Consider the following 18897-nt stretch of genomic DNA (forward strand, 5'->3'; position numbering starts at 1 on the left):
CAACATCAGATTTCTTAACAGGTTGTATGAAAAAAATATGAGTATGCTAAATTAATAAGCTTAAATACCTAAAAAGGCATATTTTATGGAATGTATGAGAATTCAACCTGTAACGAGTACTCCTGGTGAAAATGCATTATTTATTGTATTGGGACTAGCTCAAGGTGATTCTGTAATAGAAAAAGTAAAAGATTTTGCTGCTAATTTTTCAGCACTAACCAGAAGTCTCTTTAATCGTTATCCAGATAGTAAATTTAATGCTACTTTAGGTTTTAGCTCAAATGCATGGGATATATTATTTCCAGAGCAATCCAAGCCTCAAGAGTTACAACCATTTCAAGAAATTAGAGGTCCGAAATACACGGCTGTCTCAACTCCGGGTGATTTATTTTTTCATATACGTGCTGATCGTCAGACTTTATGTTACGAGCTGGGTAATATAATTAATCAACAGCTTGGTAAAGTAACGTATCCAATTGATGAAGTTCATGGTTTTCGTTATTTTGACGGTCGTGCAATTATTGGCTTTGTGGATGGAACAGAGAATCCTGAACCTGTTATTGCAGCACAGTGGGCATTAGTAGGCGATGAAGACCCTGACTTTATCGGGGGAAGTTATGCTTTTATCCAAAAATATACACATGATATGGACAAATGGCGTTCATTAACTGACGAAGAGCAAGAAAAAGTAATCGGCCGAAAAAAGTTCAATGATGTTGAGCTCGGCGATGATGAAAAACCTTTAACGGCTCATAATGTCGTTAGTAAAGCTCATGATGCAGAAGGTAATGAACTTAAAATTATGCGAGCTAATATGCCTTTTTCAAATCCGTCTAGAAATGAATATGGCACATTCTTTATTGGCTACTCGCGTAAATTTAGTACAACCCGACAAATGCTTGAGAACATGTTTTTAGGCAATGAGCATGGTAACCTAGATCGGTTACTTGACTTTAGTACTGCTCAAACAGGTACTTTATTTTTTGTACCGACTGTAGATTTTCTTGATGATTTAGGCGATGAATAGTCGTTAGTTTAGAAGACTTAAATGATGGGAGTGACTAGATTACTTCCATTATTTAAATTGAAATAAATATGATGTGATGAAATGTTTAAAAAGATAACGCAGCTTTTTCAAGGCTCAAAAGAAACACCAGAAAAACTTTACTTGCAAGAGAATCAATTAAAATTTGATTCTGAACGTGGGCCTATCATTAATGATGTAGTGATTAATCAGAAGTGGTCAGAGCATCTTGAATATTTCTCAAACCGTAAATTACAGAATTTTGATAATCTTCAAAAGTTATTTCAAATTACGCCACAAATTAATGAAAAGATTGATTTAGAAATCGCAACACAGCGCTATGTTGCAAGATTGGAAAATACTCAAGAAAAGCTACTTCAACTCAAAGCGATTATACAAATTTTAAATCAATATTACGTTTTGTTTTTGCGTGATAAATAATCATAGTTAATTGATTAAAAAATATAAAAAGTAGGGCCAACTAGTAGTTTGATTTTCAAAAAAATAACTCATTTCACTAAAAACATCATGCTACTATTGAGCTCATATCTTTTTAGCTGATAAAAGCCATATACATGTTTCAACAAGAAATCTCTCAATTGAATTTACAACAGCTCAAAGCCGGTGAAAAACGTTGGGTAGGGTCGTTATTAGGTTCGTCTGCTGCATTATTATTCAAAGAAATTGCCGTTCAGCATTCATCTTTGCTCGTTGTAGTAGCTCGAAATAACCAACATGTTGCCCAGTTAGAAAGTGAACTTGAATTTTATGGCATAAAACCGACAATTTTCCCTGATTGGGAGATTTTGCCGTATGACCGCTTGTCACCTCATCAAGATATTGTTTCAGAACGACTCGCGATTTTATCCAATATGCCGCAAAAAGGTGTATTGCTCATTTCAGCAAGCACTTTAGCTCAAAGAGTTGCACCATATTCTTGGGTTTTAGGTGAGCATTTTGATATACGTGTGGGGCAAAAATTTGATTTAGAACAACAGAAGCTACGTTTAGTACATGCTGGGTATCATTTAGTAGATACAGTTTACGACCATGGTGAGTTTGCTGTACGTGGCAGCATTATGGATATTTTTGCATCTGGTCAGGATGCACCTATCCGTATTGACCTATTTGATGATGAAATTGATACTTTAAAATTCTTTGATCCAGAAACACAAAGAACCACCACAACGTTAAAAAGTTTTACAGTTCTTCCCGCGAAAGAGTTCCCATTAAAAGAAGCTCGCTCCATTTTCAGAGATCGTTATTCTGAACTTTTTCCGACCGCGAATCCTAAGAAAAACCCAATTTACCAAGATGTTCTTGATGGAATCGCATCTCCAGGAATCGAGTTTTATTTACCGTTGTTTTTTAATAAAACCCACATGCAATCTCAAAGTGCACTTACAACGTACTTCCCAAAGAATTGCATTGTAATTACAACTGATGATGTGGATACCGATTTAACCAGTTTTTGGAAAGAAGTTTTTCGTCGTTATGAAGATAGACGCCATAACGCAGATCAACCAATTCTCCCTCCTGATGAGTTATTTATTGCACCCAATAACTTGCTAAGTGCTTTAAATCAGTTCCCACGTATGCTTGTAAGCGCTGAAGCAGTTGAAAAAAAAGCTGGGGCTCTAAATCTTAAGGTTGAGCAACCACCTAAGTTGCCAGTTGACCCGAAAAAAGAAAAACCATTTGCGGTAGTTAAAAAATATATTGATGAAGCAAATCATCCTGTTTTATTGGTTGCAGAAAGTGCTGGTCGACGAGAAAGTTTAAGAGATGGTTTGCGTGCCAGTCTGGGAGATATTCCTAGTGTAGATAGTTTTGAGCAATTCCAGAAAAGTCAGTTTGCGATTGCTATTACGAATGCACCATTAGACCGTGGTTTGCTTTTAACCGATCAATTGTCTGTTATTTCAGAAAATCAGTTGTATGAGCATCGCGTAGTTCAACGTCGTCGTAAACGTCAGCAAGAAGTTTCAGAAGAATTCCTAATTCGTAGTTTGACCGAATTAAGCATAGGTGCTCCTGTTGTTCATATTGACCATGGTGTAGGGCGTTATGCTGGATTAATTACTTTGGCAATTGAAGGGCAAGATTATGAATTCTTGCAACTAGACTATGCTGAAGAGGCAAAAGTTTACGTGCCTGTAACTAACTTGCATCTCATTAGTCGCTATAGTGGCGGAGATCCAGATTTAGCACCATTACATAAAATTGGAACTGACGCGTGGAGTAAGGCTAAACGTAAAGCTTTAGAACAAATTCATGATGTTGCAGCAGAGTTGCTACATATACAAGCACGTCGTCAGTCAAAACCTGGCTTTGGTTTTGAAGTCGATCAGTCACTTTATATGCAATTTGCGAGTGGATTTGCGTATGAAGAAACACTTGATCAAGCCAATGCTATTGAAGCGACACTTTATGATATGCAACAAGCTAAACCGATGGATCGACTTGTTTGTGGGGACGTTGGTTTTGGTAAAACAGAAGTTGCAATGCGAGCAGCATTTGTTGCGGTGCAAAATGGCAAACAGGTTGCTGTTTTAGTACCGACGACATTGCTTGCTCAACAGCATTATGAGTCTTTTAAAGACCGCTTTGCCGACTGGCCTGTTCGTATTGAAGTATTATCACGCTTTGGTTCAAATAAAACGCATACGAAAAATATTGAAGACCTTGCTGAAGGCAAAGTCGATATTGTGGTGGGCACCCATAAACTTTTACAAGAAAATGTGCAGTTTAAAGATCTCGGGCTAATGGTGGTCGACGAAGAGCACCGTTTTGGTGTGCGTGATAAAGAGCGTATTAAAGCATTACGCGCAGATGTTGATATGTTAACACTTACAGCTACACCAATTCCACGTACTTTAAATATGGCTTTTTCGGGAATGCGTGATTTATCTATCATTGCTACACCGCCAGCCCGTCGTTTAGCTGTTAAAACCTTTGTACAAGAACATACCGAAGCGTCTATTAAAGAAGCGATCTTGCGTGAGTTACTACGTGGTGGCCAAGTATATTTCTTGCACAATGAAGTTGATACGATTGAGAGAGCAGCTGAAAATATTCGCGTGCTTGTTCCTGAAGCTCGTGTAGCAGTGGCTCACGGACAAATGAGGGAAAGAGAACTAGAGCAAGTCATGCAACAGTTCTATCACAAAGAATACAATGTATTGGTATGTTCAACAATTATCGAAACTGGAATTGATGTTCCAAATGCCAACACTATTTTGATAGAAAGGGCTGACAAACTTGGTTTAGCTCAATTACATCAACTGCGTGGCCGTGTAGGACGTTCACACCACCAAGCTTATGCCTACTTATTGGTTCCTTCCATAAAGCATTTAAAAGGTGATGCTGAAAAACGCCTTGATGCAATCCAACGTGCTTCAACTCTTGGTGCTGGTTTCATGCTGGCTACGGAAGATTTAGAAATTCGAGGTGCCGGTGAGCTTTTAGGTGAGCAGCAAAGTGGTTCAATGCAGGCAATTGGATATAGCCTATATATGGAAATGCTGGAAAAAGCTACTAAAGCGATTCAGCAAGGCAAAACGCCGAATTTTGATGCACCTTTATCATTAACAGCAGAAATTAATTTACACATACCTGCTCTTATTCCAGATGAGTACCTAGGTGACGTGCATCAGCGTTTATTATTCTATAAGCGTATTAGTAATACAGATACCCAAGAAAAGCTCGACAACATCCGTATGGAGCTTATTGACCGTTTTGGGGTTCCACCGCAATCAGTTAAACACTTATTTAGTGTTCATCAAATTCGACTGAAAGCTGAACAGCTGGGGATTACTAAAATTGATATTAATACTCAAGGCGGCAATATTGAATTCTCGCCTGATACACCTGTTCAGGCCATCAGTATTATTCAACTCATGCAAAAGCATCCAACCTATTATCGTATGGAAGGTGGTCAACGTTTAAAGGTTATGGTTCAGCTTGAAGAGCAGGAAAAACGAATCCAATTTATTAATGATTTATTAGCGAAATTATTGAATGAATTACATGCATGAATAGTGTTTTAAAGTGATTTTCATTCTATATAAATCCTTTGTATGTTGATAACAGAATTTTATGCACGATTTCTCGGTCTATTGGGGGAATAAGTGCATAAAATCATTGTTATTTGTAATCAAACCAGACACTAGCAATACTCACATCAAAACTGATGTGATAGTATTAGCCATTATTGTTTATTGTCATTTATAAAAGATATGTTTAGTTTGCATCCACAACTTGCTCAAGATACTTTTTTTGTAGGCGATTTTCCGCTTTCAACATGTCGTTTAATGAATGATATGCAATTCCCTTGGCTGATTTTAATCCCTCGTGTGCCGGGAATCACAGAATTATATGAGTTGAGCCAAGCTGACCAAGAACAGTTTTTGCGCGAATCAAGTTGGTTGTCTAGCCAGCTATCTCGTGTATTCCGCGCTGATAAAATGAATGTTGCAGCTTTGGGCAATATGGTGCCTCAATTGCATTTCCATCATGTGGTACGTTATCAGAATGATGTTGCATGGCCTAAACCAGTATGGGGTACACCTGCGGTTCCTTATACAAATGATGTGCTGGCTCATATGCGTCAAACTCTTATGCTTGCGTTACGTGGTCAAGGTGATATGCCATTTGATTGGCGCATGGACTAAATCAATGCAATGCCACATTTATATAAATGTGGCTACATTGAGGTGTGGAGGATAGGGTGCAATTAGAGAGGTTTATCGATAGAGAGCCTAAGCAGTTTGCATATTTTCATCGTTTGATGGGATATTCAATTCTGTCATTAATTTTAGTGATCTATGCTTTTACCTCACCTAATACAAATTATCAGATCTATGTTCCACCTTTTTTCCTATTTCTGCTTTTTATTAGTTCGAAGTTAGAACATTGGCTTCAGTACCAATTCGATAAAAAAACTCAAAAAAGTGTTTTCTTTGCAATCGATGCAATTGTTGTGGCAGTTACCTTAGCAGGTCTGCATCTTAATTTGGTGCCTACATTTATTGCAATTTTTGCATTATTTTATTCAGCAATTAATAGTCGTATTTCTTTCGCAGTCATTTGTTTGACCAGTTTGTTAGGCGCGATTATTTTTTATTTAAGTACTTTCTTTTTATTTGGTTTTTATACATATTTTGAGCCTACTAGCCAAGAGTTGACTGTAATTACACTTCTTGGCTTGGTTATGTTTATTACCATCGGAAACTACTACCAGCATCGTTGGGTTAAAAAAATCAGTCAACAGCGTCAACATTACTATGACCAAATGACCCGCTATATTGCTTTTGCTAATCAGTTAAGTCGTTATGCGCCATTACAGTTATGGCAGTCTATTATGCGCGGTGAGGCTGAAGCAAAGATTGAATATAAGCGTAAAAAAATGACAGTGTTTTTTTCTGATATCCAGGGTTTTACGGAGTTATCAGAAACTTTGATTCCAGATGATTTAGCATTTTTGCTTAATGACTATTTAAGTCATATGACAGAAATCGCTAAACAGTATGAAGCCACAGTCGATAAATTTATGGGTGATGCCATCCTTATATTTTTTGGTGATCCGAATTCACAAGGTGTGGAGCAAGATGCCAAAGCCTGTGTAGAAATGGCAATCGCTATGCGTCAGCAAATGAAATTGTTGCGCGAGCGCTGGAAAAAAATGGGTTACTCAGCATTGCATATCCGAATGGGCATTAGTACTGGTTATTGCCACGTAGGAAATTATGGGGCAACACATCGTATGGCTTATACGATTGTAGGTCGTGATGTGAATTTAGCGGCTCGTCTGCAATATGCTGCTGAAATAGATGAAATCTTAATTTCAGATGATACTTATCAATTAATCAAAAGTGATTTCCTGTGCGCACCTAAAACACCGATTTATCTAAAAGGTATTCAAGGTGCGGTAAAGACATGGCAAGTGATGGAGAAATATACAGGCAATAAATCGGATCATCAGCAATGGTTCGATTATGAGTATAAAGGCTTTCACTTGGTACTTAATTTAGAAGAAGTACAAAACTATGAATATCCTGAATTAGTAGAAGTGCTTGAGAAAATGATTCAACGAATTAAAGTTCAACAAACTTTAGTGAATACTCAAGGTATAGCGCAGTTAAGACTTGAAGATGAAGTTAAAACTTTAGAAATAGACCAACAAGATCAAGTTTAGAGTCTATAAAATATAAAAAAAGCTGCTTTTAAAGCAGCTTTTTTTATTAACACGATTAATGATTTTCTGAAGCGTGGTTGATTGTATATTTAGGGATCTCAATTTCTAAATCTTCATCAACAATTTTTACTTGGCATGAGAGGCGAGAATCCGGTTCAAGACCCCAAGCGCGATCTAAAAGATCTGCTTCAACATCATCCATTTCTTCTAAGCTATCAAAACCTTTACGAACTACTACGTGACATGTTGTACAAGCGCATGACATGTCACATGCATGTTCGATTTTAATTCCTCGATCAAGCAAACTTTGGCAAAGATTTGCATTCTGTTCAACTTCAAATTCTGCACCTTCAGGACAAAATTGAGCGTGAGGAAGTACTTTAATGCGGGGCATATTGATCACCTATACCTTTAGTTTGAATTTGACCAATCTTCAAGTTTTGTACCTTTTAAGGCGTGGTCAATATGTCGATTCATACGTAGTGCAGCAAAAGCATCACTATGTACTTTAAGTTGTTCTACAGCTTTTTTAATTGCTTGAATATCATTGTCTTCAAGTTGTACTTTAAGCGAGTTTTCAGCGGCTTTAAGTACTTCGAGCTGTTCATTATTGAGTAAATCAGCATCCACTTTCAAAGCTTGTTCTAATGCTTCAAGCTCGCGTTGGGCCTCAACTTTGGTTTCTTTTAAATGACGCAGATTTTTGTCTTCTTCTGCATGTTGGAAACCTTCAATTAGCAAGCGTTCAGTGTCAGACTCTGATAAACCATAAGATGGTTTAATATCAATTTGAGCTTGTACACCTGAAGTTGTTTCACGAGCTGAAACAGTAAGCAAGCCGTCTGCATCTACCTGAAAGGTAACTTCAATACGTGCTTGACCAGCAGTCATTGGGGGAATGCCATGAAGAACGAATCTTCCTAACGATCGACAGTGTTCGACTAAATCTCTTTCACCTTGAACTACATGAATCAGCATGGCAGTCTGGCCATCTTGATAAGTAGTAAACTCTTGGCGGCGAGCAACCGGAATAGCTGTATTACGAGAAATAAGACGCTCTACTAATCCACCCATGGTTTCTAAGCCAAGAGAAAGAGGAGTAACATCTAAAAGTAGTGAGCCGTCTTGGCTGTTTCCAATTAATTGATTGGCTGTAATAGAAGCACCAATCGCTACTACTTCATCAGGATTAATTGTGCAAAGTGGTTCTTGGTTAAATACATTGCGAACCGCTTGCTGAACAGCATACGAACGCGTAGAACCACCTACTAAAACAACATTTTGAATATCTGATAACTCAAGTTTTGCATCACGTAAAACGCGTTTGCAAACACTGATTGTTTTATCTAAAGCAACTTGAATAATGCTCTCAAAGGTTGAGCGATCAAGTGTTAGTACATTTTCAAGTAGTTTTAACTGAACGGATTCTTGTGTAGAGAGTTGTTCTTTTGCTTGGCGAGCAGCAACAATAAATACTGCATAGTTTTCATCACTTAGCGTATCAATATTTAATTGTTTTTTAGCCCACTTAACAATGAGACGATCTAAATCATCACCGCCTAAAGCAGTATGACCACCTGTAGCTAATACTTCAAAGACACCTTGTGAAAAACGTAGGATTGATACGTCGAAAGTACCACCACCTAGGTCATAAATCACATAGTTATGATCTGTAGCTAAATTCGTTTCTTGATCTAAACCATAAGCCACAGCAGCAGCAGTTGGCTCATTTAAAAGACGTAGTACATTCAACCCAGCCAGCTGTGCAGCATCGCGTGTTGCTTGACGTTGTGCTTCATCAAAATAAGCTGGAACAGTAATTACGGCTCCATTTACTGGGTTTTGTAAACTAGATTCAGCACGTTCTTTTAGTTGTTTTAAAATTTCAGCTGAAATTTCAACAGGCGTTTTACGACCAGAACGTGTCTCGAAAGCTGGCATCTCATTTTCAGAACCCACTAATTCATATGGGTGTTGAAATTTGATATCTGCTTTTGAGCGTCCCATAAAACGCTTTACAGAAACAATTGTATTTTTTGGATCAGCAATAATGAAAGGTTTTGCTTCTTCACCATAATGAGTGACATCATTTCCATAATGCACAATAGAAGGAAGAAGTCGTCTTTCTTTTTCGTCGTTAAGGACTTTTGGTTTGCCTGATAACACTGTCGCAACTAAAGAATGTGTTGTTCCTAGGTCGATACCAATCGCAATGCGGTGTTCATGTGGGGCACTGGATTGACCCGGTTCAGCAATTTGCAAAAGTGCCATGAGTTAAATCCTTTGAATATAAATTGGAAAAAGCAAATTAAAAATCATCGTCTAAATCAAAGTTGTCTTCATCATCCAACAGTTGATCTTCTGCTTTTTCAATATCGTTAAGAACGCGCTGAAAGAAACGTAATTTACGTACAGTATCTCGAGCTTCGCCCCAATCTTCATCTGAGTAGTCAATTTTAAATTCGCGAACTAAGCCATCAATCCACTGAAAAACTTCTTGCTTAAGAGTACTTAAATGCTCTTGTGAAGTTGCTTCATCAAGTTGCTCACGAAGTTCTAGAGCTGATTGTAGGAACTCAAAATCACTAATGGATTGATCGAGGTGGTGATCTTGCTTTTTTAACGCTAATAGATAAGCAGCGCGGCTATCTACTTGCGAAAGTACTTTAAAAGCTTGATTGATTTCACTTGATTTGATCAATGCCTGATCTTTATCTTCTGCTTTATCTGGGTGATATTGCTGTTGCAAACTTAAGAAACTAGTTTTTAAGCTCGCCAAATCGATATCGAGTTCTACGGGTAAATTGAACAACTCAAAATGATTCATTAGAAAGGAGGTCCACGTTAATTAAATACATTAAAACAGTGCTATAAAAAGTCACTGTTTTAATGAAAAGGATGGAAGGAGAAGAGGGAGTTATACAGTGAAAGACTCACCGCAACCACATTCACCTTTTTTATTGGGATTGTTAAATTCGAACCCTTCGTTAAGGCCATTCTTTACGTAGTCCATTTCTAAGCCTTCTAAATAGACAAGACTTTTTGGATCTACAAAAACCTTAACGCCAAATTGTTCGAAAACTTGGTCATGTTCATCGACAGAATCAACAAATTCGAGAACATAAGCCAACCCAGAACAACCAGAAGTTTTCACACCCACGCGAATGCCTTCACCCTTACCTCGATTTTTAAGGTAATTGCTAATATGAGTCGCAGCATTTTCAGTTAAATGAATCATGAAAACTCCAACGTTTACAATGGTAACAAATTAAGCTTTAGATTTTTTACTGCGGTAATCATCAATCGCAGCTTTAATTGCATCTTCAGCTAGTACAGAGCAGTGAACTTTTACTGGAGGAAGAGCAAGCTCAGTTGCGATATCAATATTTTTGATCGCTTGAGCTTCATCAAGAGTCTTACCTTTTAACCATTCAGTTACAAGTGAGCTTGATGCAATTGCAGAACCACAACCATAAGTTTTGAAGCGTGCTTCTTCAATCACACCACTATCATTTACCTGAATTTGTAAACGCATCACGTCGCCACATGCAGGTGCACCCACCATGCCTGTACCAACATTTTCAGAGTTTTTATCTAAAACACCAACATTACGTGGGTTTTCGTAATGATCAATTACCTTTTCGCTATAAGCCATTTCGCTTCTCCAAACCTCGGGGTCAGCCTAATATTAATATGAGGGTTAAAACACTAATTTCAATAATTAGTGTTCTGCCCATTCAACTGTAGAAAGATCGATACCTTCTTTGTACATATCCCAAAGCGGAGAAAGTTCACGTAATTTCTCAACAGCGGCTTTGGTAATTGTAAGCACGTGGTCAATGTCTTCTTCAGTTGTGTATTTACCAAAACTAAAGCGGATTGAGCTGTGTGCTAGCTCATCAGATAAACCTAATGCGCGAAGAACATATGAAGGCTCTAAAGTTGCAGAAGTACAAGCAGAACCACTTGATACTGCAGCATCTTTAAGCGACATCATTAAAGATTCACCTTCAACAAAGTTGAAGCTAACATTTAAATAGTTTGCAACGTTTTGAGTTGGGTGACCATTTAAGAACACTTGTTCAAGGTCTTGTAAACCGTTCCAAAGTTTGTCACGAAGTTTACGGAGACGCTCTTGTTCTGCATGCATTGTTTTGCCTGCAATCTCAAAAGCTTCACCCATACCAACGATTTGGTGAGTAGCCAAAGTACCAGAACGCATACCACGCTCATGACCACCACCATGAATTTGTGCTTTTAGACGAACACGCGGGCTACGACGTACATATAATGCGCCGATACCTTTTGGACCATAAATTTTATGAGCAGAGAAACTCATAAGGTCAATTTTCATCGTAGATAAGTCGATATCAACTTTACCAGCTGCTTGTGCTGCATCTACGTGGAAAAATGTTTTGTTGGCACGTGTTAATTCACCAATCGCCGCTACATCTGTGACTGTACCAATTTCATTGTTTACCATCATAAGAGAAACAAGAATAGTATCTGGGCGAAGGGCAGCCTTAACCATTTCAGGAGTGATTAAACCTGTTTGTGGTTCTGGCTCTAAATAAGTAATTTCAAAGCCTTGTTCTTCTAATTCACGACAAGGATCTAGAACAGCTTTGTGTTCAATTTTACTTGTAATGATATGTTTGCCTTTAGATGTATAGAATTGAGCTACACCTTTAAGGGCAAGGTTATCTGATTCAGTTGCACCAGAAGTCCAAACGATTTCACGTGGATCAGCTTTAATTAAATTTGCTACTTGCTCACGTGCATATTCAACTTTTTCTTCTGCCTGCCAGCCATAAGCGTGGGAACGAGACGCAGCATTACCAAAGGTACCGTCGAAAGTTAAACACTCCATCATACGTTCTGCAACTTGCGGATCTACTGGAGTGGTTGCTGCGTAATCAAGATAAATTGGACGTTTCATATCAAATACCTGTACCCGATAAAAGAGCTGAATCTGTGCCAGTCACATTTTGGCGTAATGCAACAGTTTGAACGTTGTCTCGGCTAATGAGGTCGGCAAGAGAGATTTTTGCTAAATAGTCGGCAATATGATGAGAGAGTTCTTGCCATAAATCATGAGTGAGACACATTGCACCATTTTGGCAGTTACCTTTATGGTCACAACGTGTTGCATCAACCGTTTCATTTACAGCTTCAATAATTTCTAACACAGTAATTTCATCAGCATTTCGAGCCAAATGGTAACCACCATTTGCACCACGAACACTAGAAACTAACCCATGACGCTTAAGTTTTGCGAATAACTGTTCTAAATAAGCAACTGAAATGGATTGGCGTGCGGCAATTTCGGCGAGCGTGATCGTTTGTTCAGTTGGCTGCAAAGCTAAATCAAGTAGAGCAGTCACTGCGTAGCGACCGCGAGTTGTAAGGCGCATGATTCGATACACATGTTAAGACTAGATAATAGGATTTTATGAATCCCGACTAAAATAGTCAAGTTTTTTTATTTTTAATTCAAGTGTAGGAACAAAATAGAAAAATAAATTAGGCAACCCACAAATTATATATGAAATAAACAATAAATATTAGGCTAATTATACCAAAGGAGAAGTTAATATTTCGTTGACGTCGTTGTAAGCGAGTAATTCGATTTTGATATTGTTTAATTTCCACGTGAAGGGAGTTGATCTCTGATCTTTGTTGATCAATTTTCTCAAGTAATGGAGCGATCCGTTTACGTGAAGCAAGGGTTTCAGCTTCATCATCTGAAGTGTTAAACCACTGTTTCCAGTCAACTAGCAATTTTGGAAGAGTTAAATGAGAAATTAAATCTAGAAGTTCCTTTTTCGTTTCCTCATCACCATCAATACGCATATTTTTAAGGCTGCGTTGGTTAGAAAAACCAAAAATTTTAATTAAATCGATAAGCGTACTATTGATCTCAAGATCAATACGTCTATCAAAAGAGTGAATATCGAATAACAAACCTTTTTCTGTAAATTGAACATAGAAGTCAAAGAAAGGTAAATAGCTATTAATACGAATCGTTGTTTTGTTCAAAATAAACTTTTTCGCTTGCAAGCGAAGGGCACCATCGTGGGTGAGAATAAATGAAAAAAAAGTTTCTAAAATAATTAGAACAATATTCAGCAACAGACGCGGATGTTTTTGTCTTTGTTGCGTTTCACTCATAAAAGTTTATCCTTAGAAATAGCAATTAACCGAAGAATGGGACATCCTATCCCAAACTTAACACAATGTCGTGTTAAATATATTTACATGACTTATTTGCTTTGTAGAACAGTTTTGTAAATGGATCAAGTCTTTACTTTGATATTATAGAAATATTTTGTGGTCAAATCAGTCATCATTTCTCTCATCTGATTAGGAGTTTAGATTAATGGATAATGCAAATACAGATACCCAGATAGATGAGTCGGAAGAAAAAAATAAATTAAAATCAAAAAGTTCAAGAAAATCAGCTTTAGATTTTAGGAAGTATACTAAGCAAATTTGGCTAGCAGGACTTGGTGCTTTTTCACGTGCGGAAGAGGAGGGAAATAAGCTTTTTGATTCTTTGGTTAAAGTGGGTGAGGAGCTAGAATCAAAAACTGGAGACTTGGCAGATAATACTGTTGGCAAAGTCACAGAAAAAGCAAAAGAATCTGTATCTGAAACAAAAGACAGAGTAGAAAAGATTCTTGATACGAGTGTTAATCACTCTTTAAACCGTATTGGATTGGTGACGCCGAAGGATTTGCAACACATCGAACAGCTGCTTGTACAACTGCATATTAAAGTGGATGCTTTAATAGAAGAAAATCAACAGTTGAAAGCAAAATTGAATAAAAAGTAAAAAAATGTTGGGATTTAGCAAATATATAACAGTTTTTTAGCATTTATTTTTGCTAAAAGCCCTGCTCTAGTATTGCGTTTTCCCCTAAAGCATTGCTATAAAGGCGTCATGGCCTTTTAAACTATAGCCTTGGACCTTAAACAAACGATATTAAGAGGATGTTTTATTCATGAATAAATCAGAATTAATCGATGCAATTGCTGAAAAAGGGGGAGTATCTAAGACTGATGCAGGCAAGGCACTCGATGCGACAATTGCGTCAATTACTGAAGCACTTAAAAAAGGTGACACAGTAACTTTAGTTGGTTTTGGTACTTTCAGCGTTAAAGAACGTGCTGCACGTACTGGTCGTAACCCTAAAACTGGTGAAGAGCTTCAAATTAAAGCAACAAAAGTACCTAGCTTTAAAGCTGGTAAAGGTCTTAAAGATTCAGTAGCTTAATCTTTTAAGATGAATAAACGCGCCAATATAGGCGCGTTTTTTATTAAATATCTGAATTGACCAATATTGCTCATTCATTGATTGTGGTTTTTCAGTTAAAATTCTCCTCGAAATAAAATATTGGAATACTTATGGAATCGTTTCGTACAGTCATTAAGGGTTGGCTCGGCAAAGTCCTTCTAATTTTGTTTTTGACCCCTTTAGCACTTGTAGGTATTGAAGGATATTTTAATAGGGGAAACAAGGCTGATGTTGCAAAAACAGTAAACGGCCAAGAAATATCTAAAAAAGACCTTGAAACTTTAACTCAGTCTTACAAAGAACAATATTTAGCTGCTGTTAAAGGGGATGAAAGTTTACTTAATTTACCTGTTATTCAGGCTAAGGCACTCGATATTTTGGTGTCACGTAATCTATTAATACAGCAAGCAGAAAAATTAGGTATCTCTTTGAGTGATGCTCAAATTGAGCAAATGTTAGCTCAGCAGCCTAGTTTGCAAGAGAATGGTCAATTCTCACAAAAACTCTATGAAAATTACTTACGTTCTATTGGCATGACGAGTCAGGGTTTAATAGCAAGCCTACGTCAAGATCATGCTTTGAAAATGTTAACGTCAACCTTTGCTGATTACTCTTTAGTAAGCAAAGTTGATTTAATGCAAATTGCGAATTTGCAAACTGAACAACGTACGTTACATTTAGCTAGTATTAAATTAGATGCTTACAAAACAGGTTTAACTGCATCTAATCAAGAAGCTACAGATTACTATAACAAGCATCAAAATGAATTTAAGCAACAGGCTTCGGTTGATGTTGATTATGTTGTCTTATCTCCATCAATGATGGCTAAACCAGCGCCTGCAACTGAAGCTGAACTTCAGCAAGCTTATGCAAAGTTTGTTGAAACTCAGAAAAAAGATGCTAAACGAACTGTAAAGCATATTTTAATTACTACTGATGCTCGTGATGATGCAGCTGCTCAAAAACTTGCAAAAGAAGTTTATGCGAAAATTCAGGGTGGTCTTTCGTTTGCACAAGCTGCATCGCAGTTCTCTGAAGATCCTAGTTCAAAAGCAAAAGGTGGTTTAGTTGAAGCATATGCTCCAGGCGTTTTCTCGGATGCATTTGATAAAACTGTTTTAAGTTTGAAAAATGGACAAGTTTCGCAACCAGTAAAAACACAATATGGTTATCATATTATTGAAGCAGAAACTCAAGCTAACCAAATCCCTTCATTTGAAGCTGAGAAAGCGCGTTTAACGGCTGAGGTTGAAAAGAATAAAGTTGCTACTGTTTATTCAGATGCCGTAAACAGTTTGAATGAAACAATTGTTGGTAATGATTCTTTAGAAGCTGTTGTACAAGAAGTAAAAGGTGCAAAAGTTGAATCATTGAATGGTGTAACTTTAGCAACTCAAAACCCATATTTAAGTGATCCAAGTGTCAAAATTAAGTTATTTAATGATGATGTGAAAAATGGTGACCGTAATGCATCATCTAATATTCAATTAGCAAATGGTGATACGGTATGGGTTAAAGTACGTGATTACCACGCAGCTGGTGTAAAACCATTAGCGCAAGCGATGAATGAAGCAAAAGCCAAAGTTATCGATGCAAAAGCGCGTAAAGCAGCCCAAGCAAAAATTGCTACCATGTTGACTGAGTTTAAAACTCAACCAGCAGAACAAGTAGTTGCTAAAAATAAAGTCGCATTTGAATCAGCAGGCGTATTTAGTCGTTCACAGGGTTTAAAGCGTGAAATTGAACGTGCAGCATTTAGTTTAGCTACCCCTAAACCGGGTATGTGGTCTGTTACAACAGCAAACTTACCAAATGAGCTGGTAGTCGTTGCAGTTTCAAATGTAAATTCATCAGCCGCTAATGCTATTCCTGCTGATCAATTACAACAGCTAAAACAACTTTATCGTCAATCTCGTGGCCAACAAATATTGGAAGATTACAGCCAATATTTAAAATCACATGCAAAAATTAAATAATAATTTGATCAAATAAAAAAAGCGCTTCGGCGCTTTTTTTATTTTCTATTAATCAAGATGATGTTCGATATATTGCTGTCGATATTGTTTAGGTGATAAATCAAAAATTCTTTTAAAGGCCTGACTAAAAGCAGTTTCGGATGAATAGCCGACTTTGTTTGATATTTGCTGAATTGAAAAATTACTTGTGCGTAAGTACTGACTTGCTAAACGAAAACGGTAATGTTGCAAATAAGTTAGAGGTGGTTCCCCAATAATACTATTAAATAGATTTGCGAATTTGGATCGTGACATACAGCATCGTTCTGCTAAAGATTCAACTGTCCAAGCGACTTCTGGTTGGCTATGAATAGCGGATAGGGCATTACTCAATTCAGGATGGGTTAACGCACTTAGCCAGTTTTGTTGATCTGTCATTTGTTGAACATGATCACGAATACATTCAATGAGAAGAATACTGACTAAATGATCAATAATTTTGTCATGTCCCGGCCTGATTTTTTGAGTTTCAATTGCTAAAAAATAAAGCCCAATTTGTAGCCATTCTGGTGGGTTGGTTTGATTTTCGTGCTGAATATGCATGATAGAAGGCAATGCATTAATCAAAGGACCTGCCATATGAGTATCGATCTGACAGCGTAAACATAGTAATAATGTTTTATCTGGAGAAGAAGTACCAAACTCGATCGCGTCTTGTCTATGGCCATTAAAAAGTGAAGTAATATCTAGAGAATCTACTAATTTAGTTGCTGTTGATTTTGAGTCGGTGGCATTATGTGCTTTTCCAGAAGGAATTAAAATAATATCACCAGCTGTGGCAATTATTTTTTCTGACGCATTAAGTTGAATATATACTGAACCAGTTAAAACAATATAAGCAAGTAAAGCAGATTGATCTTGTGTTTTAAAAGCCCATTCTCCTTGTGCTTTTAAATAGATGTATTCAGACTTGTTAAGGTGAATATCATCAAAAAATTTACTTAGTGCATCCATCTTTAAATGATCAATCATTATTTTAATAAAATTATAGTGAGCTATGAGAATAGATCAACATGTGTTTTTAGGACAAAAAAGTGGAAGAAAATGCCAAAGACTTTGAAATAGGTTTTTTGGACGGTTACTACTGTTAAGTAAGTACTATTTCTTTAACTATATAGATATATAGAAAAAGGAAATATGACTATGAATGCACCAGTAAATGTTCAGCAAGAACTTATGCCAGTGCCAGCGTCTATGCGTGAGATAGATCGTAAGCGCTATTTATGGATGATTAGTCCAGCTCTACCTGTAATTGGTTTAGGTATTTTAGCTGGTTACCATTTTGGTCCACGCCCATTAAAAAAAGTTTTCGCTTTAGGTGGTCCACTTTTATTACATGTTGTGATCCCTGCAATTGATACTGTTATTGGGAAGGATGCACGTAATCCAACCGATGAAGAAATTAAGCTTCTTGAAAAAGATCCGTATTACTCACGTTTAGTGAAGAGCTTTATCCCATTACAATATGCAGCAAACGTTTACGCATGTTATTTAACAAGCCGTAAAACTACTTCATTTATTGATAAAATTTTGCTTGGTATTTCAATGGGTGCAATTAATGGTATTGCAATTAATACAGCCCATGAATTAAGCCATAAGCATGATCGTATTGATCATATTTTATCTCATCTTGCTTTGGTTCCTACAGGTTATAACCATTTCCGTATCGAACATCCTTATGGACACCATAAACGTGCAGCAACTCCTGAAGATCCGGCTTCTTCACGTATGGGCGAAACATTTTATGAGTTCTGGCCACGTACAGTTGTAGGTTCTTTTAAGTCTGCAATTGAAATTGAGAAGAATCGTTTAAAACGTAAAGGAAAAGAGTTCTGGTCAGCAGATAATGAATTATTACAAGGTTGGGGAATGAGTGCTGCTTTTCATGCCTCTATGGTTGGAATTTTTGGTAAAAGTACAATTCCATATTTAGCGACACAAGCATTTTATGGCATTAGTCTTTTTGAAATTATTAACTATATTGAACATTATGGTTTATTACGTCAGAAAAAAGAAAATGGTCAATATGAGCGCACAATGCCAGAGCATAGCTGGAACAACAATAACGTAGTAACAAACTTATTTCTGTACCAGTTGCAGCGTCACTCAGATCATCATGCTTATCCGACTCGTCCATTCCAAGCATTACGTCATTTTGATGAGGCACCAGAATTACCAAGTGGTTATGCAAGTATGTTATTACCTGCGTTAATTCCTTCGTTGTGGTTCAAAATAATGGATAAGCGAGTTTTTGATCACTATAAAGGTGATTTGAATAAAGCGAATATTTCACCAAAAAGACGTGCAAAAATCTTCAAAAAATTTGGTGCAGTAGATCAATCATTAGAAACATAAAAGTTGAAT

The 18897-nt window shown here is 37.0% G+C and carries 18 protein-coding genes; 9 read left to right on the plus strand and 9 right to left on the minus strand.

Annotation, left to right across the window (positions count from 1 at the left end):
• Window positions 1-94: 94 nt before the first annotated feature.
• From WBW42_RS10815 to WBW42_RS10835, 5 genes are all read left to right on the plus strand, one after another.
• Window positions 95-1027, plus strand: coding sequence for a Dyp-type peroxidase (locus WBW42_RS10815; RefSeq protein WP_080776895.1), 933 nt, complete (start codon window positions 95-97; stop codon window positions 1025-1027).
• 81 nt (window positions 1028-1108) lie between these two features.
• Entirely contained in the window at window positions 1109-1465 is a 357-nt protein-coding gene (locus WBW42_RS10820; protein WP_032056993.1) for a hypothetical protein, read from the plus strand.
• A 134-nt stretch (window positions 1466-1599) separates the two neighbouring features.
• Entirely contained in the window at window positions 1600-5061 is a 3462-nt protein-coding gene (gene mfd / locus WBW42_RS10825; protein WP_032056992.1) for a transcription-repair coupling factor, read from the plus strand.
• Window positions 5062-5262: 201 nt separating this feature from the next.
• The gene (locus tag WBW42_RS10830) at window positions 5263-5697 is read left to right on the plus strand and encodes an HIT domain-containing protein (RefSeq protein WP_002117900.1); all 435 of its coding nucleotides are present in this window, start codon (window positions 5263-5265) and stop codon (window positions 5695-5697) included.
• Between the two features lie 56 nt (window positions 5698-5753).
• Window positions 5754-7220, plus strand: a complete 1467-nt coding sequence (locus WBW42_RS10835; protein WP_017403203.1) for an adenylate/guanylate cyclase domain-containing protein — start codon at window positions 5754-5756, stop codon at window positions 7218-7220.
• Between the two features lie 55 nt (window positions 7221-7275).
• On the opposite strand, the gene fdx is transcribed toward WBW42_RS10835, so the two are convergent.
• From fdx to WBW42_RS10875, 8 genes are all read right to left on the minus strand, one after another.
• Window positions 7276-7614 (minus strand): ISC system 2Fe-2S type ferredoxin, encoded by a 339-nt coding sequence (gene fdx / locus WBW42_RS10840; RefSeq protein ID WP_009387062.1) that lies wholly within the window; start codon window positions 7612-7614, stop codon window positions 7276-7278.
• Between the two features lie 17 nt (window positions 7615-7631).
• A complete protein-coding gene (gene hscA, locus WBW42_RS10845; RefSeq protein ID WP_032056991.1) occupies window positions 7632-9491 on the minus strand; it encodes a Fe-S protein assembly chaperone HscA in 1860 nt (619 codons plus the stop codon).
• Between the two features lie 37 nt (window positions 9492-9528).
• Window positions 9529-10047: a Fe-S protein assembly co-chaperone HscB gene (gene hscB / locus WBW42_RS10850; RefSeq protein WP_014206626.1), complete on the minus strand. Its 519-nt coding sequence runs from the start codon at window positions 10045-10047 to the stop codon at window positions 9529-9531.
• A 90-nt stretch (window positions 10048-10137) separates the two neighbouring features.
• Window positions 10138-10458 carry an iron-sulfur cluster assembly protein IscA gene (iscA, locus tag WBW42_RS10855; protein WP_002117986.1) on the minus strand — a complete coding sequence of 107 codons (321 nt, stop codon included), beginning with the start codon at window positions 10456-10458 and terminating at the stop codon, window positions 10138-10140.
• A 30-nt stretch (window positions 10459-10488) separates the two neighbouring features.
• Entirely contained in the window at window positions 10489-10875 is a 387-nt protein-coding gene (gene iscU, locus WBW42_RS10860; RefSeq protein ID WP_002117907.1) for a Fe-S cluster assembly scaffold IscU, read from the minus strand.
• A 66-nt stretch (window positions 10876-10941) separates the two neighbouring features.
• A complete protein-coding gene (locus WBW42_RS10865) occupies window positions 10942-12159 on the minus strand; it encodes an IscS subfamily cysteine desulfurase (RefSeq protein ID WP_032056989.1) in 1218 nt (405 codons plus the stop codon).
• A gap of 1 nt (window position 12160) precedes the next feature.
• Window positions 12161-12634 (minus strand): Rrf2 family transcriptional regulator, encoded by a 474-nt coding sequence (locus tag WBW42_RS10870; protein ID WP_002117915.1) that lies wholly within the window; start codon window positions 12632-12634, stop codon window positions 12161-12163.
• A 109-nt stretch (window positions 12635-12743) separates the two neighbouring features.
• Window positions 12744-13391: a hypothetical protein gene (locus WBW42_RS10875; RefSeq protein ID WP_005076210.1), complete on the minus strand. Its 648-nt coding sequence runs from the start codon at window positions 13389-13391 to the stop codon at window positions 12744-12746.
• A 208-nt stretch (window positions 13392-13599) separates the two neighbouring features.
• Here WBW42_RS10875 and WBW42_RS10880 point away from each other — a divergent pair, with 208 nt between their 5' ends.
• The 3 genes from WBW42_RS10880 (at window position 13600) to WBW42_RS10890 (ending at window position 16494) form a co-directional block, all read left to right on the plus strand.
• Window positions 13600-14055 carry a phasin family protein gene (locus tag WBW42_RS10880; protein ID WP_284105521.1) on the plus strand — a complete coding sequence of 152 codons (456 nt, stop codon included), beginning with the start codon at window positions 13600-13602 and terminating at the stop codon, window positions 14053-14055.
• A gap of 169 nt (window positions 14056-14224) precedes the next feature.
• Complete coding sequence (gene hbs, locus WBW42_RS10885) at window positions 14225-14497, plus strand: non-specific DNA-binding protein Hbs (RefSeq protein WP_001043034.1); 273 nt, start codon at window positions 14225-14227, stop codon at window positions 14495-14497.
• A 131-nt stretch (window positions 14498-14628) separates the two neighbouring features.
• Window positions 14629-16494: a SurA N-terminal domain-containing protein gene (locus WBW42_RS10890; RefSeq protein WP_032056987.1), complete on the plus strand. Its 1866-nt coding sequence runs from the start codon at window positions 14629-14631 to the stop codon at window positions 16492-16494.
• 48 nt (window positions 16495-16542) lie between these two features.
• On the opposite strand, the gene WBW42_RS10895 is transcribed toward WBW42_RS10890, so the two are convergent.
• Window positions 16543-17487 (minus strand): AraC family transcriptional regulator, encoded by a 945-nt coding sequence (locus tag WBW42_RS10895; protein WP_016803370.1) that lies wholly within the window; start codon window positions 17485-17487, stop codon window positions 16543-16545.
• Between the two features lie 189 nt (window positions 17488-17676).
• Between WBW42_RS10895 and WBW42_RS10900 the strand changes: the two genes are divergently transcribed.
• Window positions 17677-18888 carry an alkane 1-monooxygenase gene (locus WBW42_RS10900; RefSeq protein ID WP_002117927.1) on the plus strand — a complete coding sequence of 404 codons (1212 nt, stop codon included), beginning with the start codon at window positions 17677-17679 and terminating at the stop codon, window positions 18886-18888.
• Window positions 18889-18897 lie beyond the last annotated feature (9 nt).

The sequence above is a fragment of the Acinetobacter sp. LT1 genome, assembly GCF_059800965.1.